General features: G+C 63.0%; 22 protein-coding genes and 1 other RNA gene. 9 read left to right on the forward strand and 14 right to left on the reverse strand.

Translation table 11 applies throughout. The features are described from left to right. Positions 1 to 126: 126 nt before the first annotated feature. Genes AC1DYC_RS18830 through AC1DYC_RS18840 form a run of 3 tightly spaced genes read left to right on the forward strand, consistent with a single transcriptional unit; the run spans position 127 to position 5,431 of the window. Positions 127 to 1,257, forward strand: coding sequence for an efflux RND transporter periplasmic adaptor subunit (locus AC1DYC_RS18830; RefSeq protein WP_477408865.1), 1,131 nt, complete (start codon positions 127 to 129; stop codon positions 1,255 to 1,257). Further along, a complete protein-coding gene (locus tag AC1DYC_RS18835) occupies positions 1,254 to 2,339 on the forward strand; it encodes an efflux RND transporter periplasmic adaptor subunit (RefSeq protein WP_477408867.1) in 1,086 nt (361 codons plus the stop codon). The genes AC1DYC_RS18830 and AC1DYC_RS18835 overlap by 4 nt, the downstream gene beginning before the upstream one ends. Next, positions 2,336 to 5,431: an efflux RND transporter permease subunit gene (locus tag AC1DYC_RS18840; RefSeq protein WP_477408869.1), complete on the forward strand. Its 3,096-nt coding sequence runs from the start codon at positions 2,336 to 2,338 to the stop codon at positions 5,429 to 5,431. Before AC1DYC_RS18835 ends, AC1DYC_RS18840 begins: the two co-directional genes overlap by 4 nt. Positions 5,432 to 5,595: 164 nt before the next feature. Here AC1DYC_RS18840 and AC1DYC_RS18845 read toward each other — a convergent pair whose 3' ends face one another. The 12 genes from AC1DYC_RS18845 to ffs all read right to left on the reverse strand — a co-directional run bounded on the left by AC1DYC_RS18845 (position 5,596) and on the right by ffs (position 17,031). Next, positions 5,596 to 5,775 carry a hypothetical protein gene (locus tag AC1DYC_RS18845; protein WP_477408871.1) on the reverse strand — a complete coding sequence of 60 codons (180 nt, stop codon included), beginning with the start codon at positions 5,773 to 5,775 and terminating at the stop codon, positions 5,596 to 5,598. A 14-nt stretch (positions 5,776 to 5,789) separates the two neighbouring features. Then, positions 5,790 to 6,539, reverse strand: a complete 750-nt coding sequence (locus AC1DYC_RS18850) for an ABC transporter ATP-binding protein (RefSeq protein WP_477408873.1) — start codon at positions 6,537 to 6,539, stop codon at positions 5,790 to 5,792. Continuing rightward, on the reverse strand, positions 6,536 to 7,372 hold the full coding sequence (locus tag AC1DYC_RS18855) for an ABC transporter ATP-binding protein (protein WP_477408875.1): 837 nt from the start codon (positions 7,370 to 7,372) through the stop codon (positions 6,536 to 6,538). The genes AC1DYC_RS18850 and AC1DYC_RS18855 overlap by 4 nt, the downstream gene beginning before the upstream one ends. Positions 7,373 to 7,382: 10 nt before the next feature. Then, the gene (gene nikC / locus AC1DYC_RS18860) at positions 7,383 to 8,303 is read right to left on the reverse strand and encodes a nickel transporter permease (RefSeq protein WP_477408877.1); all 921 of its coding nucleotides are present in this window, start codon (positions 8,301 to 8,303) and stop codon (positions 7,383 to 7,385) included. Further along, on the reverse strand, positions 8,300 to 9,361 hold the full coding sequence (locus tag AC1DYC_RS18865) for an ABC transporter permease (protein WP_477300498.1): 1,062 nt from the start codon (positions 9,359 to 9,361) through the stop codon (positions 8,300 to 8,302). The genes nikC and AC1DYC_RS18865 overlap by 4 nt, the downstream gene beginning before the upstream one ends. Positions 9,362 to 9,379: 18 nt before the next feature. Then, complete coding sequence (locus AC1DYC_RS18870) at positions 9,380 to 11,023, reverse strand: ABC transporter substrate-binding protein (protein WP_477408879.1); 1,644 nt, start codon at positions 11,021 to 11,023, stop codon at positions 9,380 to 9,382. 262 nt (positions 11,024 to 11,285) lie between these two features. Further along, a complete protein-coding gene (locus AC1DYC_RS18875) occupies positions 11,286 to 12,563 on the reverse strand; it encodes a lytic murein transglycosylase (RefSeq protein ID WP_477408881.1) in 1,278 nt (425 codons plus the stop codon). A 194-nt stretch (positions 12,564 to 12,757) separates the two neighbouring features. After that, positions 12,758 to 13,363 carry a recombination mediator RecR gene (gene recR / locus AC1DYC_RS18880; RefSeq protein WP_477408883.1) on the reverse strand — a complete coding sequence of 202 codons (606 nt, stop codon included), beginning with the start codon at positions 13,361 to 13,363 and terminating at the stop codon, positions 12,758 to 12,760. A gap of 95 nt (positions 13,364 to 13,458) precedes the next feature. Continuing rightward, the gene (locus AC1DYC_RS18885) at positions 13,459 to 14,427 is read right to left on the reverse strand and encodes a cell wall hydrolase (protein ID WP_477408885.1); all 969 of its coding nucleotides are present in this window, start codon (positions 14,425 to 14,427) and stop codon (positions 13,459 to 13,461) included. Between the two features lie 218 nt (positions 14,428 to 14,645). Next, entirely contained in the window at positions 14,646 to 14,969 is a 324-nt protein-coding gene (locus AC1DYC_RS18890; protein WP_454588116.1) for a YbaB/EbfC family nucleoid-associated protein, read from the reverse strand. Between the two features lie 30 nt (positions 14,970 to 14,999). Beyond that, complete coding sequence (locus tag AC1DYC_RS18895; protein WP_477408887.1) at positions 15,000 to 16,829, reverse strand: DNA polymerase III subunit gamma/tau; 1,830 nt, start codon at positions 16,827 to 16,829, stop codon at positions 15,000 to 15,002. Positions 16,830 to 16,934: 105 nt separating this feature from the next. Next, positions 16,935 to 17,031: signal recognition particle sRNA small type (gene ffs / locus AC1DYC_RS18900), an RNA gene on the reverse strand. Positions 17,032 to 17,189: 158 nt separating this feature from the next. On the opposite strand from ffs, the gene AC1DYC_RS18905 reads away from it, so the two are divergent. From AC1DYC_RS18905 to AC1DYC_RS18915, 3 genes are read left to right on the forward strand one after another with little or no spacing between them, the layout of a single operon-like run. Beyond that, the gene (locus AC1DYC_RS18905) at positions 17,190 to 17,609 is read left to right on the forward strand and encodes an HIT domain-containing protein (protein ID WP_142868516.1); all 420 of its coding nucleotides are present in this window, start codon (positions 17,190 to 17,192) and stop codon (positions 17,607 to 17,609) included. A gap of 36 nt (positions 17,610 to 17,645) precedes the next feature. After that, positions 17,646 to 18,587, forward strand: a complete 942-nt coding sequence (gene nudC, locus AC1DYC_RS18910) for an NAD(+) diphosphatase (RefSeq protein WP_477408889.1) — start codon at positions 17,646 to 17,648, stop codon at positions 18,585 to 18,587. A 22-nt stretch (positions 18,588 to 18,609) separates the two neighbouring features. Next, positions 18,610 to 18,915, forward strand: a complete 306-nt coding sequence (locus AC1DYC_RS18915) for a Dabb family protein (RefSeq protein WP_477408891.1) — start codon at positions 18,610 to 18,612, stop codon at positions 18,913 to 18,915. Here AC1DYC_RS18915 and AC1DYC_RS18920 read toward each other — a convergent pair. Together AC1DYC_RS18920 and AC1DYC_RS18925 are read right to left on the reverse strand one after the other, a co-directional pair. Beyond that, positions 18,912 to 19,775, reverse strand: a complete 864-nt coding sequence (locus tag AC1DYC_RS18920) for a prephenate dehydratase (RefSeq protein ID WP_477408893.1) — start codon at positions 19,773 to 19,775, stop codon at positions 18,912 to 18,914. The genes AC1DYC_RS18915 and AC1DYC_RS18920 overlap by 4 nt on opposite strands. Positions 19,776 to 19,784: 9 nt before the next feature. Then, a complete protein-coding gene (locus tag AC1DYC_RS18925; RefSeq protein WP_477300479.1) occupies positions 19,785 to 20,513 on the reverse strand; it encodes a 3-deoxy-manno-octulosonate cytidylyltransferase in 729 nt (242 codons plus the stop codon). Between the two features lie 191 nt (positions 20,514 to 20,704). On the opposite strand from AC1DYC_RS18925, the gene AC1DYC_RS18930 reads away from it, so the two are divergent. From AC1DYC_RS18930 to AC1DYC_RS18940, 3 genes are all read left to right on the forward strand, one after another. Next, positions 20,705 to 21,367: a c-type cytochrome gene (locus tag AC1DYC_RS18930; RefSeq protein ID WP_477408895.1), complete on the forward strand. Its 663-nt coding sequence runs from the start codon at positions 20,705 to 20,707 to the stop codon at positions 21,365 to 21,367. 157 nt (positions 21,368 to 21,524) lie between these two features. Next, complete coding sequence (locus AC1DYC_RS18935) at positions 21,525 to 23,402, forward strand: extracellular solute-binding protein (protein ID WP_477408897.1); 1,878 nt, start codon at positions 21,525 to 21,527, stop codon at positions 23,400 to 23,402. Next, on the forward strand, positions 23,402 to 25,270 hold the full coding sequence (locus tag AC1DYC_RS18940) for an extracellular solute-binding protein (RefSeq protein ID WP_477408899.1): 1,869 nt from the start codon (positions 23,402 to 23,404) through the stop codon (positions 25,268 to 25,270). The genes AC1DYC_RS18935 and AC1DYC_RS18940 overlap by 1 nt, the downstream gene beginning before the upstream one ends. The last annotated feature ends 14 nt before the right edge of the window (positions 25,271 to 25,284 follow it).

The following is a 25,284-nucleotide window of genomic DNA, read 5'->3' on the forward strand; positions in this document are numbered from 1 at the left end:
GCGATTGGGCCTGCCACCGACCGATACGCGTACGAGACCGGTTTCCTTTTCCTTGGGATCGATTATCCTCGCTTCAGTCTGTGACAGCTCACCCGTCATGAGCGTCCCGGATCGGTGAGGGACCCCATGAGCAGGAACGCGACATCGTCCGCCCCGCAGCCCCCGGCCGCCGGCCTTCTTTCGTTTTCCCCGATCCTTTTCGTCTGTGCGATGGTGCCGCTGGTTCTAGCCGGATGCCAGAAGCAGGAGGCGGCGGCCAAGAAGCTGCCGATCATGGTGCGCACCGAGACGGTGGCGATGGCCGACTACGCGCCGAGGACCTCGCTGACCGGCGTGATCTCGGCGCGCACGCTGAACAATCTGTCGTTCCGCGTCGGCGGCCGCGTCGCCGAACGCCTCGTCGATGTCGGCCAGCATGTCGACAAGGACGCCGTGCTTGCCCGCATCGATCCGCAGGAACAGGAATCCGATTTGCGCTCGGCGCAGGCCGATCTCGACGCAGCGCAAGCGCAACTGACCCAGGCCGCCGCCGCCTTCGAACGGCAGAAGACCCTGCTTGCCCAGGGTTTTACCACCAGGCGCGACTATGATGCCGCCGACCAGGCGCAGAAAGTGGCGCAAGGCAGTGTCGACCAGGCGCAGAGCGCGCTCTCCAATGCGAGGGAGAACCTGTCCTTCACCGAGCTCAAGGCAGGTGCGGCCGGCGTCATCACCGCTCGCCAGGTCGAGGCCGGGCAAGTGGTGCAGGCGGCACAGACGGTCTTCACCGTCGCCGAGGACGGTGACCGCGACGCGGTGTTCAACGTCCAGGAAACGCTGGTCGCCAAAACGGCGCCATCGCCGTCGGTGACGATCACGCTGCTGGCCGACCCGCAGGTGAAGGCCTTGGGCAAGGTGCGTGAAGTCTCTCCCGCCGTCGATCCGGCTTCGGGGTCGGTCCGGGTCAAGGTCGGCATTGCCGACACGCCGGAAGGCATGCCGCTTGGCGCCACCGTCATCGGCTCGGTCAACGCCAGGCCAGCGAAAGCCATCATCCTGCCCTGGCAGGCGCTGACCTCGGTCGAGGGCAAGCCAGCTGTCTGGATTGTCGATCCCTCGACCAAAGCGGTGGCAACAGCCCTGGTCAATGTGCTGGCCTTCGATTCCGGCGTGGTCGTCGTCGACAAGGGGCTGGAGGCCGGACAAAGCGTCGTCACCGCCGGTGGCCAGTTGCTCAGCCCCGGACAGGCGGTCGAGATCTCGGGAGCCGGACAATGAGACGGCGGCGTATCCTGCTCTTTGTGTCTGCCTTGTCTGCAATAGCGGCGCTCGCCGGCTGCTCGAAATCGGAGGAAAAACCGCCCGAGATCATCCGCCCGGTGCTGTCGATGGTGATCGAGCCGCAGACGACGCAAACCTTCGGCTTCGCCGGCTCCATCGAGCCGCAGGTCAGCGCCGACCTAGCCTTCCGCCTGCTCGGCCGGGTCGTCTCACGTGACGTCAAGGTCGGCGATATCGTCAGCAAGGGCACGACGATCGCCACGCTCGATCCGACAGCGCTGGAACTTGCCGTGCAAGCGGCCAAGGCCGAACTCTCCAATGCCGAGGCGCAATTCACCAACGCCGCCGCCAGCGAGGAACGCCAGCGTCAACTGCTTGCCGCCGCCAACACCTCGCAGGCCGTCTTCGACGCCGCGCAGCAGGCGAGGCAAGCCGCCGAAGCCGGCGTCGAGCGGGCCAAGGCGGCGCTTGCCAAATCGCAGGAGCAGCTTGGTTACGCCAGGCTGTTTTCGGACTTCGACGGCGTCGTCACCGCGACCGGCGCCGAGGTCGGCCAGACCGTTTCGGCGGGCCAGACCATCGTCACCGTGGCGCGCTCGGATTTGCGCGAAGCCGTGGTCGACATTCCCGACCAATTGACTGGCGACCTCTCCGTCGGGACGCCGTTCGAGGTCATCCTGCAATCGCTGCCATCAATCCAAACCCAGGCCACGCTGCGCGAGATCGCACCGCAGGCCGATCCCTCGACGCGCAGCCGCCGCGTCAAGCTGACGCTCACCGATCCGCCGCAAGCCTTCCGGCTCGGCTCGACGGTGACGGCGACCCGGGTGGCGAAAGTGGCGCCGACGATCGAGCTGCCACTATCAGCGCTGCTGCAGAAGAATGGCGGCGACAAGGTCTGGATCGTCGATGAAAAGACATTGAGCGTCTCGACGCGCGAGATCAAGATCGCCTCGAAGAGCGGCGCCAGCTTCATCGTCGCCGAAGGGCTCGAAGCGGGGATGCGCGTCGTCACCGCCGGCGTCCACAGCCTGGTGGAGGGCCAGAAGGTCAAGATCCCGCAGGGAGGCGCGTCATGAAGGGGTTCAACCTCTCCGACTGGGCGCTCAACCACCGCTCGCTGGTGTGGTACTTCATGCTGGTCTTCGTCGTTGCCGGCATCTTCGCCTACCTCAACCTCGGCCGCGAGGAAGATCCGAACTTCACCATCAAGACCATGGTTATCCAGGCCAACTGGCCGGGCGCCTCGGTCAACGAAACGGTGCGGCAGGTTACTGATCGGATCGAAAAGAAGCTCCAGGAACTCGACAGCCTCGATTTCACCCGCTCGGTCACCACGGCGGGCAAGACCGTCATCTTCGTCAACCTGAAGGACACCACCAAGGCGCGCGATGTCGTGCCGAACTGGACCCAGGTGCGCAACATGGTCAACGACATCTGGGCGCAGTTTCCGCAAGGCGTGCAGGGTCCATTCTTCAACGACCGTTTCGGCGACGTCTTCGGCAATATCTACGCCTTCACCTCGGACGGGCTGACGCCGCGCCAGTTGCGAGACTATGTCGAGGATGTCAGGACCCAGATCCTGACGGTGCCTAATGCGGGCAAGGTCGACCTGGTCGGCGCCCAGGACGAAGCCATCTATCTCGAATTCTCGACCCGCCAGATCGCAGCCCTCGGCCTCAACCAGCAGGCGATTGTGGCGAGCCTGCAGGACCAGAACGCCATCACGCCGTCGGGTGTCATCGAATCCGGACCCGAGCGCGTCAGTGTGCGCGTCGGCGGACAGTTCACCTCCGAGGAGAGCCTGCGCGGCATCAATCTGCGCGTCAACGACCGCTTCTTCCGGCTGAGCGATGTGGCGACGATCCGGCGCGGCTATGCGGACCCGCCAACCGCCCTGTTCCGCTTCAACGGCCAGGATGCGATCGGGCTCGCCATCGGCATGAAGCCCAACGCCAATCTGCTCGAATTCGGCGCGGCGCTGGAAAAGAAAATGGACGAGGTGCTGACCGACCTGCCGATAGGCGTCGGCGTGCATCTGGTCGCCGACCAGCCGGTGATCGTGGAGGAGGCCGTTTCAGGCTTCACCCAGGCGCTGTTCGAGGCGGTCGCCATCGTGCTCGCGGTGTCCTTCATCAGCCTTGGCATGCGTGCCGGCTTCGTCGTGGCGCTGTCGATCCCGCTGGTGCTGGCCATCACCTTCACGGTCATGGCCTATCTCGGCATCTCGCTGCAGCGCATTTCGCTGGGCGCGCTGATCATCGCGCTAGGGCTCTTGGTCGACGACGCGATGATTGCGGTCGAGATGATGGTGGCGCGGCTGGAGGTCGGCGATAATCTGCGCAAGGCGGCGACCTACGTCTATACCTCGACCGCCTTCCCGATGCTGACCGGCACGCTGGTGACGGTCGCCGGCTTCATCCCGATCGGCCTCAACAACAGCGCTGCCGGCGAATACACGTTTACGCTGTTCGTCGTCATCGCGGTCTCGCTCCTGGTGTCATGGATCGTGGCGGTGCTGTTTGCGCCGCTGCTCGGCGTCACCATCCTGCCGGCGACGATGAAGCACAAACATGAGCAGGCCGGACGCTTCACCAAGCTGTTTCGGCGCGTGCTGGTGGGCTCGGTGCGCCATCACTGGCTGACGATCTTCGTCACCGTGTTGTTGTTTGCCGGCTCGATAGCCGGCTTCGGCCTCGTCCAGCAGCAGTTCTTCCCGCCCTCGGACCGGCCGGAGCTGATTGTCGACTGGAACCTGCCGCAGAACTCGTCCGTCACCGAAACCCGCGACCAGATCGAACGCTTCGAACGCCGGGCGCTGGCCGGCAATCCCGACGTCGACCATTTCTCGTCCTATATCGGCCAGGGCGCGGTGCGCTTCCTGCTCGCTTTCGACGTGCAGCCGGCCAATCCCTATTTCGGCCAGACCGTCATCGTCACCAAGAGCATCGAGGCGCGCAACCGGCTGAAGCCGGTGCTGGAGAAGCTGCTGCGCGAGGAATTCGTCGGTACCGATGCGTTCGTCAAGCCGCTCGAGCTCGGGCCGCCGGTCGGGCGCCCGGTGCAGTACCGCGTCGGCGGACCCGACATACAGACGGTGCGGGATCTCGCGCAGCAATTTGCCGGCCTGATCTCGGTCAATCCGAAGCTGGCGGCGCCGACCTTCGACTGGAATGAACCGCAACGCGTGCTGAGGGTCGACGTGCTGCAGGACAAGGCGCGCCAGCTCGGCATCACCTCCTCCGACATCGCCAGCGCGCTGAACAGCACGGTCGGCGGCGCCACCATCACCCAGGTGCGCGACGCCACCTATCTGATCAGCGTCATTGCCCGCTCGCGAGAGGCCGAACGCGGCTCGATCGACACGCTGCAGAACATGCAGCTGCCGACCGGCAACGGCGAGGCGATCCCGCTCGCGGCGGTCGCCAACTTCCGCTACGACCTCGAACAGCCGACGGTATGGCGGCGCAACCGTATTCCGACGATCACCGTGCGTGCCGGGCTGGTCGGCGACGTGCTGCCGGCAACCGTCGTCAACGAATTGAAGCCATCGGTCGACGCCTTCATCGCCAAGCTGCCGCCGGGCTATTCGGTGGCGACCGCCGGTTCGGTCGAGGAAAGTGCCAAAAGCCAGGGACCAATCGCCGCCGTTGTGCCGCTGATGCTGTTTGTCATGGCAACCATCCTGATGGTGCAGTTGCAGAGCTTCCAGCGCCTGTTCCTGGTGGTGGCGGTGGCGCCGCTCGGCCTGATCGGCGTGGTCGCGGCCCTGGTGCCGAGCGGCGCACCGCTCGGCTTCGTCGCCATTCTCGGCGTGCTGGCGCTGATCGGCATCCTGATCCGCAACTCGGTGATCCTGATCGTGCAGATCGAGGATCTGGTGCGGGAAGGCAAGGATCGCTGGGAAGCGGTGATCGAAGCGACCGAGCACCGCATGCGGCCGATCGCGCTGACCGCCGCCGCCGCCAGCCTAGCCCTGATCCCGATCGCGCGCGAAGTGTTCTGGGGGCCGATGGCCTACGCCATGATGGGCGGCATCATCGCGGGTACCGCGATCACGCTGCTGTTCCTGCCGGCGCTTTATGTGACTTGGTTCCGGATCAAGGAGCCTAAGCAGGGGGACAATCCATCCGCTCCGGAGAACGGCGAACTGGCGCAAAGCTCGACTTAAGGCCCTGCTGCATCACTCGTTGTCGTTGGAGGGTACAGGGAGTGATTTGGCGCGCTGCCAGGGCGACAATTTCGAAGTACGCCAAGCATGCCAGCCTTTTGGCAAATCGGCCAATTCCAGGATGCTCTCATCCCGCTGAACCACATTCTGGAGGCTGACGAGCATTATCTCGCGTTCATCCCGATTTTGCTTTTCGCTGCTATGAAATTGCCACCTTCATCGTTGTAGTTATCGTCGTCATCAGCTTCGTGCACGACGTATGCGATCCAGTCGCCATTTTTAAATATGCTCTTGTCTGACAACACCGCGACATTGGGTGGGTCTTCGAAGTTCCATTCCGCCATAGGAAACCCCAGATTCAAGCGGTTCTTACAAACCCCTCGCTCGCCCTCAACAGATTGCGCGTGTAATCCTTCTCCACCCGGTGCCCGATCAGCTGGCTTGCGGTGAGATTTTCCACCGCTTCGCCGTTCTGCATCACCATCAGCCGCTCGCACATATGGGTGATGATGGCGAGGTCGTGGCTGACCATCAGGAAGGTCAGCTTGCGTCGACGACGGACCTCTTCCAGGAGGTTGAGCACCTCGGCCTGCACCGAGGCGTCGAGGGCCGAGGTCGGCTCGTCGAGCAGCAGGATCGACGGTTCGAGGATCAAGGCGCGGGCAATGGCGACACGCTGGCGCTGGCCGCCCGACAGTTGGTGCGCGTAGCGGAAGCGGAAGCCGTTGCCGAGGCCGACCTCGTCCAGAGCCTGCTGGATACGCTTTTCGCCGTCGGCAAAACCATGAATGGCGAGCGGCTCCTGCAGCAGGCGGTCGACGGTCTGACGCGGATGCAGCGAGCCATAGGGGTCCTGGAAGACCATCTGCACTTCGCGATAAAAAGCCTTGTCACGACGCGGCCCCAGCGTCTTGCCGTTGACTGTGATGGTGCCGGATTTGGCCGGCACGAGGCCGGCGATGGCTTTCAGCAATGTCGACTTGCCGGAACCGCTCTCCCCGACCAGCCCGAAGGAATCGCCGGATTGCACTTCGAGGTTGACACCCTTCAGCGCGCGAAAGCGGTCGAACACCACCTCCAGCCCGTCGATGGAAATGGCTGGAGTCATGCCGCCCACTCCGGCTTGCGGTCGAGCACCGGCAGCGGGTGGCGTTCGTAGCCGATCCTGGGCATGCAGTTGAGCAGGCCGCGCGTGTAGGGATGCTGGGCGTCGCGCAGTTCCGACGCCTTGAGCTGCTCGACCACCTTGCCGGCATACATGACGATGACGCGGTCGCAGAAGGAGGCAACCAGCCGCAGATCATGCGAGATGAAGATCAGCCCCATGCCGCGCTCGCTGACCAGCTTGTCGAGGATGCCGAGCACGTCAAGCTGCACGGTGACGTCGAGCGCCGAGGTCGGCTCATCGGCGATCATCAGTTCTGGCCCGGCGATCAGCATCATGGCGATCATGGCGCGCTGGCCCATGCCGCCGGAGACCTCGTGCGGATGCAGGTCGAAGACGCGCGCCGGGTCGCGTATCTGCACCGCTTCGAGCATCGCCAACGCCCGCTCGCGCGCCTCGGCCTTTGAGACCTTCTCATGCGTGCGCAGCGTCTCGACAATCTGGCGGCCAATGCTCATCACCGGGTCGAGCGAATATTTCGGATCCTGCAGGATCATGGCGATACGCTTGCCGCGCAGCGCGCGGCGCTGACGAGCCGGCATGGCCAGAAGGTCGATACCGTCGAGGGCGAGCTTCTTCGCCGACACAAGCGCCTGCGGCGGCGTGAGCCCCATGATGGCGCGGCCGGTCTGCGATTTGCCGGAACCGCTCTCGCCGACGATGCCTAGCCGCTCGCGGCCGAGCGAAAACGTGACGCCACGCACCGCCTGGATGAGGCCGGTGCGCGTCGGGAAATCGACACGCAGTTCGTCGACGTCGAGAAGGGTGCCGCTCATTGATCCCCGCTCATTGGTCGCCACTCCGGGGATCGAGCGCGTCGCGCAGGCCGTCACCGAGCAGGTTGAAGCCAAGGCTGACGATGAGGATGGCAAAGCCCGGCGCGCCGGCCACCCACCACTGGTCGAGCACGAAGCGGCGGCCCGACGCGATCATGGTGCCCCATTCCGGCAGCGGCGGTTGCGCGCCAAGGCCGAGGAAGCCGAGGCCGGCGGCGGTGAGGATGATGCCGGCCATGTCGAGCGTCACCCTGATGATCAGCGAGGAGATGCAGAGTGGCATGATGTGGCGCAGCACGATGCGAAACGGCGAGGCGCCCATCAACTGCACCGCCTTGATGTAATCGGAGTTGCGCACGGTCATCGTTTCCGCACGGGCAATTCGGGCGTAAGGCGGCCAGGAGGTGATGGCGATGGCGAGCACCGCGTTCTCGATTCCGGGGCCAAGTGCCGCGACAAAGGCCAGCGCCAGGATCAGCTTGGGGAAGGCGAGGAAGATGTCGGTGATGCGCATCAGGATGGCGTCGGTCCAGCCGCCGGCATAGCCGGCTACTGTGCCGACGAGCAGGCCGATGGGTGCGGCGATGACGGCGACAAGGATGACGACATAGAGCGTCCAGCGCGAGCCAAAAAGAATGCGCGAATAGATGTCGCGGCCGAGATCGTCGGTGCCGAACCAGTGCGCGGCGCTCGGCGCCAAGAGCCGCGCGTTCTTCAAGTCGCCAATGGTCGGCGAATAGGGCGCCAGCACGTCGGCGAAGGCCGCCACGACCAGCAGCGCGATGATGATGAGCAGACCGAGGAACGCCAGCCGGTTGGCGGAAAAGCGCCGCCAGGCGACATAGGCGCGGCCGAGCCTTGCCTGCATGCGCGAAGCCGGCCGATCGCTGAGCAGCCACTCGCGGCGAGTCTGGATTGCCTCGGCGCTCATCGGACCTTCGTCCTCGGGTCGAGTACCTTGTAGAGCAGGTCGGACAGAAGGTTGATGCCGATGAACACCGAACCGATGACGATGGTGCCGCCGAGCACGGCGTTCATGTCGGCGTTCTGCAGCGAATTGGTGATGTAGAGGCCGATGCCGGGCCAGGAGAATACGGTCTCGGTCAGCACCGAACCTTCGAGCAGGCCGGCATAGGAGAGCGCAATGACCGTGACCATCGGCACGGCCGCATTGCGCAACGCATGGCCCCAGATGATGCGCGTCTCCGACAGGCCCTTGGCGCGCGCGGCGACGATGTATTCCTGCGACAGCTCGTTCAGCATGAAGGAGCGCGTCATGCGGCTGATATAGGCGAGCGAGAAATAGCCGAGCAGCGAGGCCGGCAGGATGATGTGGCGGTAGGCGTCATAGAACACGTCCCACTGGCCCTGCATGGCCGCGTCGAGCAGATAGAAGCCGGTGATCGGCGTGAAGGTGTATTCGTAGACGACGTCGAGGCGGGCCGGGAAAGCCACCCATTGCAGCTTGGCGTAGAACAGGACGAGGCCCAGAAGCCCGATCCAGAAGATCGGCACGGAATAGCCGATCAGGCCGATGACGCGTACGATCTGGTCGATAAGGCTGCCGCGTTTTACCGCTGCCAGCACGCCGAGCGGCACGCCGATCAACGAGCCGATCAGCGTTCCCAAAGTCGCCAGTTCAATGGTTGCCGGAAAGGCACGACGGATGTCGGTCATGACCGGATTGGTGGTCAGCACCGACGTGCCGAAATCCCCGTTCAGCGCATTCTTCACATAGATATAGAACTGCTCGATCAGCGGCAGGTCGAGGCCCATCTCGCGGCGGGTGCGCTCGACCACATTGAGAGGCGCCCTGTCACCCAGGACCGCCAGCACCGGGTCGATCGGGATGACGCGGCCGATGAAGAAGGTCACCGCGAGCAGGCCAAGATAGGTCGTGACCGCGATGACCAGGAAACGGCCGATCGCCGATGCAATAGCGAAGGCGCGGGCGCTGCCGCGCCCGCTTTGGTTTTCAATCGCGCTCATACGGCGCGCCCGTGGGCGTTACTCTTTCGAGACCGGGCCGACGAAGTTGCTATCGAAGCTCGGGCCGAGCGCGAAGCCCTTGAGGTTCTTGCGCAGGCCGGCCACTTCGAGTTGCTGGTGAATGATGACGAAGGGGCTGGTGTCGAGGATCTTCTGCTGCAGATCCTTGTACATATCGGCACGCTTGCCCGCGTCCTTCTCCAGCAGGGCGGCTTCCGTTTCCTTGGTCAGCTCCGGAATGTCCCAGGAGTTGCGCCAGGCGAGCGTATGCGACTTGCCGGCATCCGAATTGTCGGGGTTCGACGCAAAGGTCTGGGCATTGGAGTTCGGATCGAAATAATCCTGGCCCCAATTGCCGATATAGATGTCGTGATTGCGGGCGCGGTATTTGGTCAGCGTCTGCTTGCCGTCGCCGGGGATGATCTCCAGCTTGATGCCGGCCTGGCCCAGCGTCTGCTGGATGGATTCCGCCATGCCGGTGGTCGGCTGTCCCGTGCGTACGTCCATGGTTACGCTGAAACCATCGGGCAGGCCGGCCTTGGCCAGCAATTCCTTGGCCTTGGCGACGTCGAGCTTGAAGGGATTGTCGTCCACGGCGCCCAGGTCACCTTTGGGCAGGAAGGACTGGTGAATCTCGCCGATACCCTTGAGGATGGTCGTGCTCAGCGCATCGTAGTCGACCAGATATTTGAACGCCTGGCGCACTTCGGGCTTGGCCAGGTTCGGGTTCTTCTGGTTGAGGCTGATGTAGTAGACCGTCCCCTTCGGCGCGGCGGTGGTCGTTATATCGGCGTTCTTGGCGATGGCGTCGAGATCGTTCGGCTCGAGGTTGCGGGCAACGTCGATGTCGCCGGCCTCAAGCGCCAGGCGCTGCGCCGAGCTTTCCTTCATGTTGCGGTAGATGACGCGGGCAAGCTTGGCTTTCTCGCCATAGTAGTTGTCGTTGCGCTCCATGACGACGACCTCGTTGGCCCGCCATTCACGCAGCTTGTAGACGCCGGAGCCGGCATAGCCGGTCTTCAGCCAGGCGTTGCCGAAATCATTGTCATATTTGTAGTCGGCGCTCGGCGTGACCGCTGCGACATGTTCCTTGACCAGCTTGGCATCGACCACCGAGGCGACCGTTGCCGACAGGCAGTTCAAGACGAAGCTCGGCGCATAGGCCTTGTCGACGGTGAACTGGAACGTCGCATCGTCGACCGCCTTGGCCTTGTCGGTGACGTTGTCGCCGCTGATGCCGAACTGCCCGATGATGAAGGCCGGGCTCTTGTCCAGCTTGACGGCGCGCTCGAAGGAGTAGGCGACATCGGCCGCGGTGACCGGATTGCCGGAGGCGAATTTCAGGCCGGGCTTGAGCTTGAACGTATAGACAAGGCCATCGTCGGAGACGGTCCAGCTCTCGGCGAGATCGCCCTTGACCTTGGAGGTGTCGCTGAGGTCGAGGCGCACCAGCAGATCATAGGTGTTGCCGGTGACCTCGGCGGTCGACAGCTCGAACGCCTCGCCCGGATCCATGGAGATGATGTCGTCGATGGCGAAACCTTCGACCAGCGTGTCGGCGGGCGTCACGGCAAAGGCAGGAGCAACGCCAATGAGCAGTGCGGACATGGCGGCACCGGCGAGCCAGACGCGCGAGCGTAGAGCAAACTTTTCCATCATCATGATGATCGTTCCCTGTTTTGTTGATTGTTGACCCCGAGTTCCCGGCTCAGGGCTGCAGTAATCTTTTTCGCGGCCGAAGGACGACCGTTAGACCCCTTACCGTGTTGATTTTTTTCCAATTGGTCAACACCCTATCCGGCAGCCCTCCAACCGGCAACGGGCATTTATGAGCTGGCATAGTGGAGCGGAATGCGCTGCGCGCGTCGAAGCATGGGCCAGCCAATTGCAGCCGCCTATTTGGAAAAATCTGCTCTTGTCAGTGCTACTTGATCGCGCCGACCAGATCGGCGTCGGGAAAGCAGGTAGCGGCGCGGCCGTTCTTTTCCTGCCAGCTGCCGATCGAGCGCCGGGTCTTGAAGCCGGGCAGACCGTCGGCGCTGCCGACATCGTAGCCCTTGGCCTCCAGCGCCCGCTGCAAGGCGGCGATGTCGGAACGATGGAGACCGCCGACCGGACCCCATTTGCCGGCGAAGTCGGCATCGCCGTGCGCAATGCGGTCGGCGCCATGGCCGATGAACAGGGCGTAGAGGTCGCTGGTGTTGTATTCCTTCAGCACGTAGAAATTCGGCGTCGCGATGAAGGCGGGTCCGCTGCGCCCGGCCGGCATCAGCAGAAAGCCTTCAGCCTTCAGTTCGCTACCCGGAAACCGTTTGCCGTCGACGCGGCTGATGCCCAGCGCCGCCCATTGCGATATCTTCCTGCCCTGGTCGGGGCCTTCTAGCGAGCAGGAAACGCTTGCCGGCACCGTGACCTCGAAACCCCAGCCGCGACCCTTCACCCAGCCATAATGGACGAGATAGTTGGCGATCGAGGCCAGCACGTCCGGGGTCGAATTCCAGATGTCGGGGTGGCCATCACGGTCGAAATCGACGGCATGCTTGAGGAAGGAGGTCGGCATGAATTGCGGCTGGCCGAGTGCGCCGGCCCAGGACGATTTCATGGCGCCGACCGGCGCCAGTCCGCGCTCGACGATCTCAAGGGCGGCCAGCACTTCGGTGCGAAAAAAATCCTTCTTGGTCGACATGAACGCCTTGGTGCCGAGCACTTGAAAGGCGTCGTAAGGCATTTTCGCCGCGCCGAACCCGGTTTCACGCCCCCAGATTGCCAACAGCACCTCGCCCGGCACGCCATAGCGCCTCTCGATGGCGGCCAGCGTCCTGGCGTTGGCCGCCTCGCGCGTGCGCCCACCTGATGTGACGGCACGCACCGTCTTTTCGGCGAAATAGGCGCCGGGCGAGCCGAACTCGGCCTGATGCTGCTTTTGCGGAGTTTTCGGCTTTTCGCCGGGCAGGACGAGGTCGGGCAGTTTGAGGTTGGGCTTTACGCCGTCGAAGGCGGCATCGAAGGTGGCTTTGGAGATGCCTTTGGTCTGGGCTTCTGGCCAGAGATCGGTTTGCAGCCAGGTGCGGAACTGGTCGTCGATTTTGGCGGCCGAGGCGGGAGAGATGAGGAGGAGAGCGGCAAGGGCTGTGAGAAACGTGACGACTGCTAATGTGAAAGATCCGCGTTCCGTCACACCCCCCTCTGTCCTGCCGGACATCTCCCCCTCAAGGGGGGAGATCAGCAGCTTTTCGGACGGGATGCTTCTTTCAACGCTGGTGGTTGGCGAAAACCGAAGCGACATCCAATCTCCCCCCTTGAGGGGGAGATGTCCGGCAGGACAGAGGGGGGTGTTTGGCGCTAACCTCGAAGAATGCGTACCGGTCATGTCGCACACCCTCCGCGCCAATTGCGTCAAAACGCCGTCCGCGATCGCAACGCAGCCGCCAACGTTCCTTCGTCGAGATAATCGAGCTCGCCGCCGACCGGAACGCCATGCGCGAGCCTGGTCACCTTGATTTCGAAACCCGCGAGCTGGTCGGTCAGGTAATGCGCGGTCGTCTGGCCCTCGACCGTGGCGTTGACGGCGAGGATGACCTCCTTGACCTCGCCGCCGGCGACCCGGTCGACCAGCGAGCGGATGTTGAGTTGCTCGGGGCCGATGCCGTCGAGCGGCGACAGCGTGCCGCCGAGCACGTGGTAGCGCACGTTCATCGCCGCTGCCCGCTCCAGCGCCCAGAGATCCGACACGTCCTCGACGACGATCAGTGTTGAGGCATCGCGGCGCGGGTCGGTGCAGATCATGCAGGGATCTGCCGTATCGACATTGCCGCAGGTGGTGCAGATGCGCACCTTGTCGGCGGCCTCGCCCATGGCGGCGGCGAGCGGCGACAAAAGCTGCTCCTTCTTCTTGATCAGGTGCAGTGCCGCGCGCCTGGCCGAACGCGGCCCAAGCCCCGGCACCTTGGCCAGGAGCTGGATCAGGCGTTCGATCTCGGGACCGGCGATTCGCTTGGACATCGCACTGATCTAGGATTTTTCCGCGCGCTTTGAAACATGTCGCATACGCACAGAGCCCGCCATGCTGCCATGGCAGGCTCTGAATGCAGTGAGTCTCAGTAGGCTGATGCCGGCCGGGTCTGGTCGACGATCATCGCGCCGATGGCGTCGGTGTTCTCAGGCGTCGACTGGAAACCCATAGACGCTTCCTGCGTCGCTGATGGCACCGAGGTGATGTAGCGGGCGTTGAGAGTGCCGCCAAAGCGCGACGCATCAGGTTCGGCCATTGGCTCCTGCATCGCCACCTCGGTCTGCTTTGTAGCGACGCGGGCGCCCTTCACCGGGGCTGCGGCTGCCGTGACATAGGTCTGCTCGGCCGGGGCGGCGATTGCCTTGGCCGCGCGAGAAGCTGCGGCCTGCTTGGCCGGATCGGGACGGACAATCGTTTTCACCACCGGCTCGGCGTAAGCCACCTGCACCGGCGCTTCAGGCACAGGCGCGCGCAGCGTTGCGGAGGCAACCATGGTCGTGCCTTCATCCGGCAGCGGCTGCCAGTTGCGGCCCCGCTTCTCGTAGAAGGCGTTGCCACCGGCAACCATGGTGTAGTGCATGTTCTTGTAGGGGAACTTCAGGCCGGCGGTGTGGAAGTACATCGTGTTCTTCAGCTTGGCCTTGCGCTCGCCCTTGAGCACGGCGTCGGCAGCTTCCTCGACATCAGGCATCGCCTTGGAATTCATCGGCCGCGTCATCACGCCGGGCGCGAACTGACCCGGTTCGCCCACCACCTGGCAAATGGTGCTGCCATGATTGCCGGAGCGCAGCCGGTTCATCACCACCGTGCCGACGGCGATCATGCCGTCGCGACTCGAGCGGTTGGATTCGAAGAACATCGCCCGCTCAAGGCATTCCTTCTCCTTCGGCGTGTTGCGGTAGGCGCGCGTCGAGAGGAAGCTCGGGGTTATGGCGTCGGCCAGGCTGGCGACCGACATGCCGTGAGAAGACGTGGTCTGGCTGCAACCCGCCAGGAACAAAGGGGAGAAGATGATGCCGAGCAACAGCGGCGTCTTCCATCGCGTCGCGATCAACAAAAGTGCCTCATTTTCCAGATGCCAACCCGTCCCAGGATGTGGCAAGAATGAGACTCTTAAAGGCAAAAAGATGGCTAAAGGATTAGCATTCGTGCAGCATAGGTAAAACTTTATAAATGCCCCGATATGTCCGCGTGAGCAAAGCCGGGGAAAGTCTTAACAATAGCCCCGGCAGCCGATTTCCGTTCATAATCAATTAACTGGTGGCAGCCGGCTCAGAACGGCAATTTCATTCCGGGCGGGATCGGCAAGCCTGCCGTCAGCGCCTTGGTCTTCTCCTGCATGATCTGCTCGACCTTATTTTTGGCGTCATTGTGGGCGGCCAGAAGCAGGTCTTCGAGGATCTCGACATCGTCCTCCTTGAACAGCGACGGATCGATCTTCAGCGACTTCATCTCGAACTTGCCGGTCAGCGTGACGTTGACCAGGCCGCCGCCGGCCTGCCCGCTTGCTTCAAGCGTGGCGATCTCATCCTGCATGGCCTGGAATTTGGCCTGCATTTCCTTCGCCTTGCCCATCAGGCCGAGAAGATCTTTCATGGTCGGGTCCTTTGCGGATTCGTGCTGTGGTCAGGTTTCGTCGTCGTCGGCCGGTGGCTCGACCGGCACTTCGGCCTTGTCGGTGTCGACTTCCGGCGCGTCGGGAATGCGCACGTCTATAATCTTGGCGCCGGGAAAGCGCGCCAGAATGGCGGCGACTGTCGGGTCGCTTTTCGCATCGGAGAAAGCGGTCTCGCGTTTGGTCGATTCCATCTCGGCGAGAGTCTGGCCGCCCTCTTCCTTCGACAGCGACACCAGCCAGTTGCGGCCGGTCCAGGCGCGCAGCTTGGCGGTCAGCTCGTTAAGCAGCATTTTCGGCGCATCGTCGGTCAGGCTGACGTCGATGCGGCCGGGCTCGATGCGCACCAGGCGCACGCAGCGCTTGACCTGCACCTTGAACGCCATGTCGCGCTGCTGGTCGGCAAGGGCGACGATGTCGGCCAACGATTTCACCGGGACGGCGGGCGTTTCGACAACCGGTTCCGGCGCCGGGACAAAGGCTGCCGGCAAAGGTTGCGGCTCAACCAGCCGCATGGTTTGCGCGCCGCTGCCACTCGGCATGCGCGACTGCGCCACGGCACTGGCGCCGCCGCCATTGCCTGGGGCTGCCGGGCCGGTGCTGGCCGGCGCGCCATTCGGACGCGGCGTTCCGCTCGAGACGGAGGCGCCGCTCTCCAGCGATTTCAGCGCCTCGTCCAGCGTCGGCAGGTCGGCGGCATGCGCCAGCCGGATCAGCACCATCTCGCCGGCGCTGACCGGACGGTTGGACGACTGCACCTCGGGAATGCCTTTCAACAGCATCTGCCAGATCCGCGACAGCACCTTGACCGACAGCGTGCTCGCGAAGTCGGTGCCGCGCCGGCGCTCGTCCTCGGACAGCGAGGCGTCGTCGGCGGCCGTCGGCACGAAACGCAGCCGGGTGACGAGGTGGTTGAATTCGGCAAGATCGGTGAGCACCGCGGCCGGATCGGCGCCGGTGTCATACTGGTTGCGGAATTCGGCAAGGGCGGCTGCCACATCGCCTTTCATGACATGTTCGAACAGGTCGACGATGCGGGCGCGGTCGGCGAGCCCCAGCATGGCGCGCACCGCTTCGGCGCTGACGGCACCGCCGCCATGAGCAATCGCCTGGTCGAGGATGGACAGCGAATCGCGAGCCGAACCTTCGGCCGCGCGCGCGATCATTGCCAGTGCATCGTCGTCGACCGAAATGCCTTCCTTGCCGGCAATCGAGGAGAGATGCGCGACCAGCGCGCCGGCGTCGATGCGCCTCAAATCGAAGCGCTGGCAGCGCGACAGGACGGTGATCGGCACCTTGCGGATTTCGGTGGTGGCGAAGATGAATTTGACGTGCGGCGGCGGCTCTTCCAGAGTCTTCAACAGGCCGTTGAAAGCCTGGGTGGAGAGCATGTGCACTTCGTCGATGATGTAGACCTTGTAGCGCGCCGAGACCGGGGCGTAGCGCACGCGCTCGATGATATCCCTGATGTCGTCGATGCCGGTGTGCGATGCGGCGTCCATCTCGATGACGTCGACATGGCGGCCTTCCATGATCGCCTGGCAGTGCTCGCCCAGGACCGCGAGGTCCACTGATGGCTGGTCGACTGTCGGCGTCTTGTAGTTGAGCGCCCGCGCCAGGATGCGCGCCGTGGTCGTCTTGCCGACACCGCGCACGCCGGTCAGCATCCAGGCCTGGGCGATGCGGCCGGTGGCAAAGGCGTTGGTCAGCGTACGGACCATCGGCTCCTGGCCGATCAGTTCGGAGAAATTCGACGGACGGTATTTGCGCGCCAGCACACGATAGGCGGCGGGCTTTTGCTTATCCAGGTTTTCTGGGCCCGAATCTCCGGCTTCGCTCATTCGCCCGTAAAGCTCCAAAAGGCCGCGTCCGAGGCTGGCCGATTCCTGCTAATAGTCTCGCCCGCGCTGCAATGCGTCGTCAATGTCGCGAGAGGGGCCGATGAGGTGGGAGGCTGGAACAATGACCCGTTCCGGGCTCGTTAGGGCTGCTTCCTTCCGGACCTGACCCGGTTGGCGAGTGGATCGTCCACCACCAACCTCCCGCGTTCCATATCGGCAATTGCGCGATGAAATGCAAGGGTGCATTGAGAATCGGACGCCCTCAAGCTCCGCCGCTCAATGAATCGCTTGCAGCCCCCGTGCAGCCGCTCTAGCGTTCTGAGTTTGGGAAATAATGCGAGAAACGCAAGGGAAACGCCAATGCTGCCGGGCCTCAAGGCCGGATTCACGCTCGACTCCAGGCTGGAGGCGGACAGCGAGCAGTTGATGTGGCTCGGCCTGTGCGAATTGCGCGTGATGAACGACCGCCGCTGGCCATGGCTTGTCCTGGTGCCGCAGCGGCCCGGCATCGAGGAAATCCACGACATGACGCCGCTCGACCAGGCGATGCTGACCTTCGAGACCAATATGGTGGCGCAGGCGCTGAAACGAACCACCGGCTGCACCAAGATCAACACCGGCGCGCTGGGCAACATCGTGCGACAACTGCATGTCCATGTCATTGCCCGCTCGGAAGGCGATCCGGGCTGGCCCGGCCCGGTATGGGGGCACGGCATGCGCGAGCCCTATCAACGTTCCGACATCCGCCGGTTTGCGCAACAGATCAAGGCGGCGCTATAAACTGCGCCCGTGTCCATCCTGAACGTTCGAGCCTCCATGACCTTTCGCCTGTTTGACGCGCCCTTGCGCGAACCGAGCCACTTCGTCGGTTTCGCCGGCAACACGATCGATCGGCAATCCGAAAACCGCGCCGACGATTCCGTCGAAAGGGCGCTCGCCGATCCCAAAGCACGGCTTTTGCCGATGCATGGTGGTCGGCTGTATCTGAAATTCGACGACGGCAATTTCGACCCGTGGTTCGATGTCGCCGACAGCGAGCTACTGCAGCCGTCCTTCGCGCATGGCGTCCTGCTTGGTTTTGCCGAGAGCGGCCCGGTGCTGGCGGTGCCGGTTGGCATCGAGCCGGAGGTGCTGCCGGAGACCATCAAGGCCATCGACTATCGCTCGGTCTACATGCAGGGGCTGATCGACGAGGCGTCCGCCGGCGCGCTGGCGCAAGGGGCGGCGCTGCTTGCCTGGCATGCCAGCCACCGCTTCTGCAGCAAATGCGGCCATGAATCCGAAATGCGGGCCGGCGGCTACAAGCGGCACTGCCCTAACTGCGGCACCGAGCATTTTCCGCGCACCGATCCGGTAGCGATCATGCTGACTGTGACAAGGGAAAAATGCCTGCTCGGCCGCGGCCGGCATTTCGGCCCTGGCATGTATTCGGCGCTGGCCGGCTTCATCGAGCCGGGCGAGACGATAGAGGCCGCGGTGCGCCGCGAAACGCTGGAGGAAGCCGGCATCAGGCTCGGCCGCGTCGTCTACCACGCCAGCCAGCCCTGGCCGTTCCCCTATTCGCTGATGATCGGCTGTTTCGGCGAACCGCTCAACGAGGACATCCAGGCCGACCTCAACGAGCTGGAGGATTGCCGCTGGTTTTTCCGCGACGAGGTGCGCTCTATGCTGGAGAGGACGCACAAGGACAATCTGGTCACGCCGCCGAAAGGCGCGATCGCGCATCATCTGATCCGCGCCTGGGTCGATAGCGAGTAAGTAGGGATAACGGGAGCAAAAAATGATCCGTCACACCGTGGTTTTCACGCTTAAGCACTCGCAGTACTCGCTGGAGGAAAAGCGCTTCCTCTCCGACGCCAAGCGCATCCTCAGCGCGATCAAGGGCGTCACGGATTTCGAGCCGCTTCGGCAGGTCAGCCCCAAGAACGACTATCACTTCGGCTTCTCGATGGAGTTCGCCGATCAGGCTGCCTACACCAGATACAATGAGCATCCCGATCACGTCGCCTTCGTTCGCGACCGCTGGGTGCCTGAAGTCGAGAAATTTCTCGAGATCGACTACGTGCCGCTGACCTTACTGGTCTAGTCGGCGACCTTCCACTGCTCGCGCGACTCGCTTGCGGGATAGACGCCCAGAATGCGCACTTCACGCGAGAAGAAGCGCAGCTCGTCGAGCGCCAGCTTGACCAGCGGATCGTCAGGATGGCCCTCGATGTCCGCATAAAACAGCGTCGCGGTGAAAGCCCCCAGCTGGTAGCTCTCCAGCTTGGTCATGTTGATGCCGTTGGTGGCGAAGCCGCCCATCGCCTTGTAGAGCGCGGCCGGCACGTTGCGGACGCGGAACATGAAGGTCGTCATCATCTTGGTGTCGGCCGAGGGCCGTTCGGCCAATCGCTTGTCCTTGGTCAGGACGACGAAGCGGGTGACGTTCGAGTCGGTGTCCTCGACATTCCTCTCGATGATGTCGAGCCCATAGAGTTCGGCGGCGAGAGCCGGCGCGAGCGAGGCCATGGTGCGGTCCTTGAGCTCCGACACCAGCTTGGCTGACCCCGCCGTGTCGCCGGCAATCACCGGCTTCCAGCCATTCTTGCGGATGTATTTGCGGCACTGCCCGAGCGCATGAATGTGGCTGTGGACGGTCTTGATCTCTTCGCGCTTGACGCCCGGCAGCACCATCAGCTGGAAGTGGATCGGCAGGAAATATTCACCGACGATGTGCAGTTTCGATTCCGGCAGCAGATGGTGGATGTCGGCGACTCGTCCTGCGATCGTGTTTTCGATCGGGATCATGGCGAGGTCGGCCTTGTTGGTCTCGACCGCGTTGAAGGCATCCTCGAAGGTCGGACACGGCAACGGCACCATGTCAGGGAACATGTTGCGGCTGGCGGTGTCGGAATTGGCGCCGGGCTCGCCCTGGAAGGATATTCTGTTGGTCTTTTCAGGCATGCCGATATCTCAGGTTGAAAGGATGGTTCTGGCGCGTTCGAGGTCTTCCGGCGTGTCGACGCCGAGCGGCAGCGACTGCACGATCTCGGCGTCGATGCGCATGCCGGCTTCCAGCGCCCGCAACTGCTCCAGCCGCTCGCGCCGCTCCAGCGGCGACGGTTTCAGCGCGACGAAGCGCTCGAGCGCTGCCCGGCGATAAGCGTAGAGGCCGACATGGTGATAGAGCGGCCCCTCGCCCCAGGGCGCGGTGGCGCGGGTAAAATAGAGCGCCTTGAGCCGCGTCGCCGACAGCGGCGAACCGACGATCTTGACGACATTGGTATTGGTCTTTTCCTCGTCGCGGACGATCTCGACGCCAAGCGTGGCGATGTCGACCGCGGCGTCCTCGAACGGCCGCAGCGCCGCCCCGATGATTTCGGGATCGATGGTAGGCAGGTCGCCCTGCACATTGACGATGGTTTCGACCTTGTGGCCGGGGTCGAGCGCGCTCAGCGCCTCGAAAATGCGATCGGAGCCGGATTCATGGTCGATCCGCGTCATCACCGCCTCGAAACCGTGCGACTGCACCGCCTCAGCCACGCTTTGCGTGTCGGTTGCCACCACCACCCGGCCGAGTCCGGCCTCGGCGGCGCGGCGGGCGACATGCACGATCATCGGGGCGCCGGCTATGTCGGCCAGCGGCTTGCCTGGCAGGCGCGTCGAGGCCATGCGGGCCGGGATCAGGATGAGCGTGGACATCGGGGCTGCTGGAGTTTGAAAAGACGACGGGAAAAGTGGCAAAAGGTCTCACTGGAAGCGCCCTTATAGGTGTTGCAACGCTGGAGCAAAAGACCTAGTTTCCGCCCGATTTGACCGGCTCGACGGGGCTGGTCGGGATACCGACGGACGGAGTGGACGATCGGTCCGCCGGAAAAGGGAGCAAGGGGCGCATGGATTCCAACGAAGTCAACAAGCTGCTCGCCGGATTGCTCGGAACCTGTTTCGTCGTTTTCTCGGTCGGGCTGGTGTCTGACGCGCTGTTCGCCTCGCCCGCTCCGGAAAAGCCCGGCTACGCCATCGAGGCGACCGAGCCGGCCGAAGGTGGTGGCGCCGGACCTGCCGTAGAGGCCAAGCCCATTGCCGACCTGCTGGCCACCGCCAATGTCGAGCAGGGTGCGGCCGTGTTCAAGAAATGCCAGGCCTGCCATTCCGGCGAAAAGGGCGGCCCGAACAAGGTCGGCCCGGACCTCTGGGACCTGATCGACCGACCGGTCGCCGAGCATGAGGGCTTCGCCTATTCGGCCGGCATGAAGGAATTCTCCAAGGGCGGCACTGAAAAGTGGACCTATGACAACATCAACCACTTCATCACCTCGCCGAAGAAGTTCGTGAAGGGCACGGCGATGGGCTTTGCCGGCCTGCCGAAGGACGAGGACCGCGCCAACGTCATCGCCTATCTGCGCACACTGTCGGACAGCCCGAAGCCGCTGCCGACGCCAGGTGCCGCCGCCGACGCGAGCGCGCCGGCCAAGCCTGCCGAAGGTGCCGCTCCGGCAAAGCCCGCTGAAGGTGCGGCTCCCGCAGCTCCGGCTCCGGCAGCGCCCGCGAAATAACCGAATTGTCATCTCGATGACCTCAGAAAAGCCGGGTTCAGCCCGGCTTTTTCGTTAGGAAAATCGCATATGCGGCGACAAAGCCGGCGCATGGCGGTTTTCACCGGCGTCAAATCCTCTAGGATCGCTGGCGGACGCATTGCGAAGAGGAGAACGCATGACGGTTGGCCGTACGCTTCTAAGATCAACGCTGATTGTCGCCGCTCTTGCCGGTGGCCTGCAGGCAGCTTTGTCCCAGGAATGGCGAACGACCTCCTCGCTGATCGGCCCCTCCAAATACGGCGAGAATTTCCAGCGCTACGATTATGTGAACCCGGACGCGCCGAAGGGCGGCACCTATAATTCGGTCGTTTCCGGCACGTTCGACAGCTTCAATCCCTACATCGTGCAGGGCTCGCCGGCGGCCGGTTTGCAACCATTTGGCGGCGGCCTGCTCTACGACACGCTAATGGATCAAGCGACTGACGAAGGCAGCGTCAGCCATCCCTTGATCGCAAACGCATATAAATACCCGGCCGACTATTCTTCCGCGACTTACCGCCTTGATCCGCGGGCGAAATGGCATGACGGGCAGCCAATCACCACTGACGACGTGATCTGGTCGTTCCAGGTGCTGAAGGCCAACAGCCCGATGTACAGCCGCTATTTCGAAAACGTCACCGACGCCGTCGCGGTCTCGGACCGTGAGGTCGAGTTTCATTTCGACCAGAAGGGCAACCGCGAACTGCCGAAAATTCTCGGCGACCTTGTCGTGCTGCCCAGACACTGGTGGGAAGGTACCGACGCCAGTGGCAAGAAGCGTGACATCACCAAGGGAACGCTGGAGCCGCCACTAGGCTCGGCTGCCTACAAGATCGCCAGCTTCAAAGCCGGCTCGGAGATTGTCTGGCAGCGCGTGCCCGACTATTGGGGCGCCAAGCTGGCGGTGAAGATCGGCCGCGAGAATTTCGACACCCAGCATTTCACCTACATTCTTGACGACAACGCGTCCTGGGAGGCGTTCAAGAAGGGTGGTCTCGACGACATCAAGCCGGAAAACAGCTCGAAGCGCTGGGCGACGTTTTACGATTTCGCGGCGCTCAAGGCCGGCGATGTGATCAAGCAAGAATTCAAGACCACCTCCCCTGAGCCGATGCAGGCTTTCATGCTCAACCAGAGGCATCCGCTATTTGCCGATCGTCTGGTCAGGGCCGCGCTCACCTACCCCTTCGATTTCGAATCGATGAACCGCACGCTGTTCTTCGGCTTCAACAGCCGCACCCACAGCTATTTCCAAAGCACGGAATTGGCCTCGAGCAGCCTGCCGCAAGGCAAGGAACTGGAAATCCTGGAGAAGTACCGCGACAAGCTGCCGCCGGAGCTATTCACGCAGGAATTCAAGCTGCCGGTCTACGATTCGCCGCAGGCCGAACGCAAATATCTGAAGCAGGCGGTCGACCTGTTCGCCCAGGCCGGCTGGGTGATCAAGGGCGGCAAGATGGTCAACGCCAAGACCGGCGAGCCATTCAAGTTTGAAATCCTCGGCTCGAGTGAAACCGACCAGGTCATCTCCAGCCCCTGGATCGCCAATCTGCGCAAGATCGGCGTCGATGCGACATTGCGCATCGTCGACCCGAGCCAGTACACGAACCGCGTCAGAAATTTCGATTACGACGTCATCACGGGGCAGCTTCAGCAGTCGGAATCGCCCGGCAACGAGCAGCGCGACTTTTGGAGTTCGAAGGCCGCCGATACGCCGGGATCGCGCAACTATTCCGGCATAAAGAACCCGGTCGTCGATGCCCTTGTCGACCGCATCATTTTTGCCACGGACCGCGATGACCTCGTCGCCACCACCCACGCGCTCGATCGCGTGTTGCTATGGAATTACTATGTCGTGCCGCAATACTACCGCGCTGTGGTGTGGCTCGCTTACTGGAACAAGTTTGGCATTCCGGAAAAACAGCCCGGTTACCGTGGCGCCGATATCGATTCCTGGTGGATCGATGCGGACAAGGAAAAGGCGCTGGCCGCCAAGTACAAGGGCAGCAATTGATGGCTGGGCTTCCTCGCCGCGATTTCCTAGCCCTCGGTGGCGCCGCGGCCGCCGCTGCGCTGCTGCCCGGCAAGGCTTTCGCCGCTAGCCCGACCGACGTGAAGCTGCACGGCCTCTCGGCTTTCGGCGATCTTAAATACAAGCCGGACTTCACCCATTTCGACTACGTCAACGTCGACGCGCCGCAAGGTGGAACCTTCAATTTCCTGCCACGCACCTGGGGCCGGAATCAGTCGCAGCTGACCTTCAACACGTTGAATTCGTTCGTCCCCAAAGGTGACTCGCCCCAGCGCATGGAGATGTGTTTCGACTCGCTGATGGTGAGAGCATTCGACGAGCCTGACGCCCTCTATGGACTGATCGCTGACGGCGTGACGATTTCCGACGACCGCAACGGCTTCACCTTCTCGCTTCGGCCGCAGGCCCGCTTTCATGACGGCACGCCGCTGACGGCAGAGGATGCCGCCTTCACCTTCAAGCTGCTCAAGGACAAGGGACACCCGGACTATTCGTTGCCGTTGACGCATCTGGATGATGCGATCGCCGACGACCCTCACACGCTGAAGCTCAACTTCTCCGGCAAGCAGACAAGTCGAACCATCCTCAACATCGTCGAGTTCCCGATCCTATCGAAGGCTTTCTACACGGCCAACCCGTTCGATTCCTCGCAGATGAACCCGCCGCTGGGGTCAGGCGCCTACAAGGTCGGCCGCTGGTCGGCAGGGGCGTGGATCGAATATGAGCGTGTGGCTGACTATTGGGGCAATGACCTGCCGGTCAGCCGTGGCCAGAACAATTTCGGCCGCATCCGCATCGAGTTCTACCAGGATCGCAACGCTTCCTTCGAGGCGTTCAAGAAGGGAGAGATCCTATTCAAGGAGGAAGCCGTCTCCCGGATCTGGGCGACGGGCTACGACTTCCCGGCTTTCCTTGCCGGTAAGGTGGTGAAGCGTGAATTCCCCGCCGAAACCATGCCTTCCATGCAGGCCACCGCCGCCAATCAGCGGCGCGAGCAGTTTCGCGATCCGCGCGTGCGGCAAGCGATCGGGCTCTGCTTCGACTTCGAATGGACACGGCGCAATTTCTTCTATGGCTCCTACGAGCGCTCGCAATCCTGCTTCGAGCAATCCGAGTTTCGCGCCGAAGGCATGCCGTCGACCAAAGAGCTGGCTCTTCTCGAGCCGCTGCGGGACCAGATTCCGGCCGAGGCTTTTGGCGAAGCGGTTATGCAAGACGTGTCGAATGGCACCGGCCGCGATCGTCAGCTGCTTAGCAAGGCGGTCAAGCTTCTGGCTGAAGCCGGGTGGAAACGCTCCGGCAATTTCGTCTTGAACGACAAGGGCGGCCGTTTGTCAGCAGAGTTCCTTGTCGACGATCAGATCTTCGAACAAATCTATTCGCCATGGATTGAAAACATGAAAGCGGTCGGCATCGATGCGTCGATCCGGCTGGTCGATGCCGCGCAGTATCAGCTGCGGCAGAATTCGTTCGACTTTGACCTCATCTCGGTTGCGGCCCGGTTTCCGGCAACGCCAACCCGTGACGACCTTGAAACCATTTTCCACTCGCGCGCGGCGACCGTGCCGAGCTCTCGCAATCTGCCGGGAACATCAAGTCCGGCCATCGACGCCCTGGTCGACGCCGCAGGCGCCGCCACGGATCGCGAAAGCCTGACAATTGCCATGCGCGCGCTCGACCGGGTCTTGCGTGCAAGGCGCGATTGGATTCCAAGTTGGTTCCTGGCGAATCACCGATGCGCCTATTGGGACATGTTCGGCTTTCCCGAGCGGAAACCCGATTTCGACTTTCCGGTCGAAGCGCTGTGGTGGGTCGACAAGGGCAAGGCGGCAAAAATTGGCAAAGCCTGACATGACCGTTCGCG

Source organism: Mesorhizobium sp. P2_E7, from assembly GCF_056403855.1.

Bases quoted from the DNA above. Each gene is read 5' to 3' on its own strand.
- AC1DYC_RS18830 (WP_477408865.1), top strand. From the start codon at position 127: ATGAGCAGGAACGCGACATCGTCCGCCCCGCAGCCCCCGGCCGCCGGC.
- AC1DYC_RS18835 (WP_477408867.1), top strand. From the start codon at position 1,254: ATGAGACGGCGGCGTATCCTGCTCTTTGTGTCTGCCTTGTCTGCAATA.
- AC1DYC_RS18840 (WP_477408869.1), top strand. From the start codon at position 2,336: ATGAAGGGGTTCAACCTCTCCGACTGGGCGCTCAACCACCGCTCGCTG.
- AC1DYC_RS18845 (WP_477408871.1), bottom strand. From the start codon at position 5,775: ATGGCGGAATGGAACTTCGAAGACCCACCCAATGTCGCGGTGTTGTCA.
- AC1DYC_RS18850 (WP_477408873.1), bottom strand. From the start codon at position 6,539: ATGACTCCAGCCATTTCCATCGACGGGCTGGAGGTGGTGTTCGACCGC.
- AC1DYC_RS18855 (WP_477408875.1), bottom strand. From the start codon at position 7,372: ATGAGCGGCACCCTTCTCGACGTCGACGAACTGCGTGTCGATTTCCCG.
- nikC (WP_477408877.1), bottom strand. From the start codon at position 8,303: ATGAGCGCCGAGGCAATCCAGACTCGCCGCGAGTGGCTGCTCAGCGAT.
- AC1DYC_RS18865 (WP_477300498.1), bottom strand. From the start codon at position 9,361: ATGAGCGCGATTGAAAACCAAAGCGGGCGCGGCAGCGCCCGCGCCTTC.
- AC1DYC_RS18870 (WP_477408879.1), bottom strand. From the start codon at position 11,023: ATGATGATGGAAAAGTTTGCTCTACGCTCGCGCGTCTGGCTCGCCGGT.
- AC1DYC_RS18875 (WP_477408881.1), bottom strand. From the start codon at position 12,563: ATGTCCGGCAGGACAGAGGGGGGTGTGACGGAACGCGGATCTTTCACA.
- recR (WP_477408883.1), bottom strand. From the start codon at position 13,363: ATGTCCAAGCGAATCGCCGGTCCCGAGATCGAACGCCTGATCCAGCTC.
- AC1DYC_RS18890 (WP_454588116.1), bottom strand. From the start codon at position 14,969: ATGAAAGATCTTCTCGGCCTGATGGGCAAGGCGAAGGAAATGCAGGCC.
- AC1DYC_RS18895 (WP_477408887.1), bottom strand. From the start codon at position 16,829: ATGAGCGAAGCCGGAGATTCGGGCCCAGAAAACCTGGATAAGCAAAAG.
- AC1DYC_RS18905 (WP_142868516.1), top strand. From the start codon at position 17,190: ATGCTGCCGGGCCTCAAGGCCGGATTCACGCTCGACTCCAGGCTGGAG.
- nudC (WP_477408889.1), top strand. From the start codon at position 17,646: ATGACCTTTCGCCTGTTTGACGCGCCCTTGCGCGAACCGAGCCACTTC.
- AC1DYC_RS18915 (WP_477408891.1), top strand. From the start codon at position 18,610: ATGATCCGTCACACCGTGGTTTTCACGCTTAAGCACTCGCAGTACTCG.
- AC1DYC_RS18920 (WP_477408893.1), bottom strand. From the start codon at position 19,775: ATGCCTGAAAAGACCAACAGAATATCCTTCCAGGGCGAGCCCGGCGCC.
- AC1DYC_RS18925 (WP_477300479.1), bottom strand. From the start codon at position 20,513: ATGTCCACGCTCATCCTGATCCCGGCCCGCATGGCCTCGACGCGCCTG.
- AC1DYC_RS18930 (WP_477408895.1), top strand. From the start codon at position 20,705: ATGGATTCCAACGAAGTCAACAAGCTGCTCGCCGGATTGCTCGGAACC.
- AC1DYC_RS18935 (WP_477408897.1), top strand. From the start codon at position 21,525: ATGACGGTTGGCCGTACGCTTCTAAGATCAACGCTGATTGTCGCCGCT.
- AC1DYC_RS18940 (WP_477408899.1), top strand. From the start codon at position 23,402: ATGGCTGGGCTTCCTCGCCGCGATTTCCTAGCCCTCGGTGGCGCCGCG.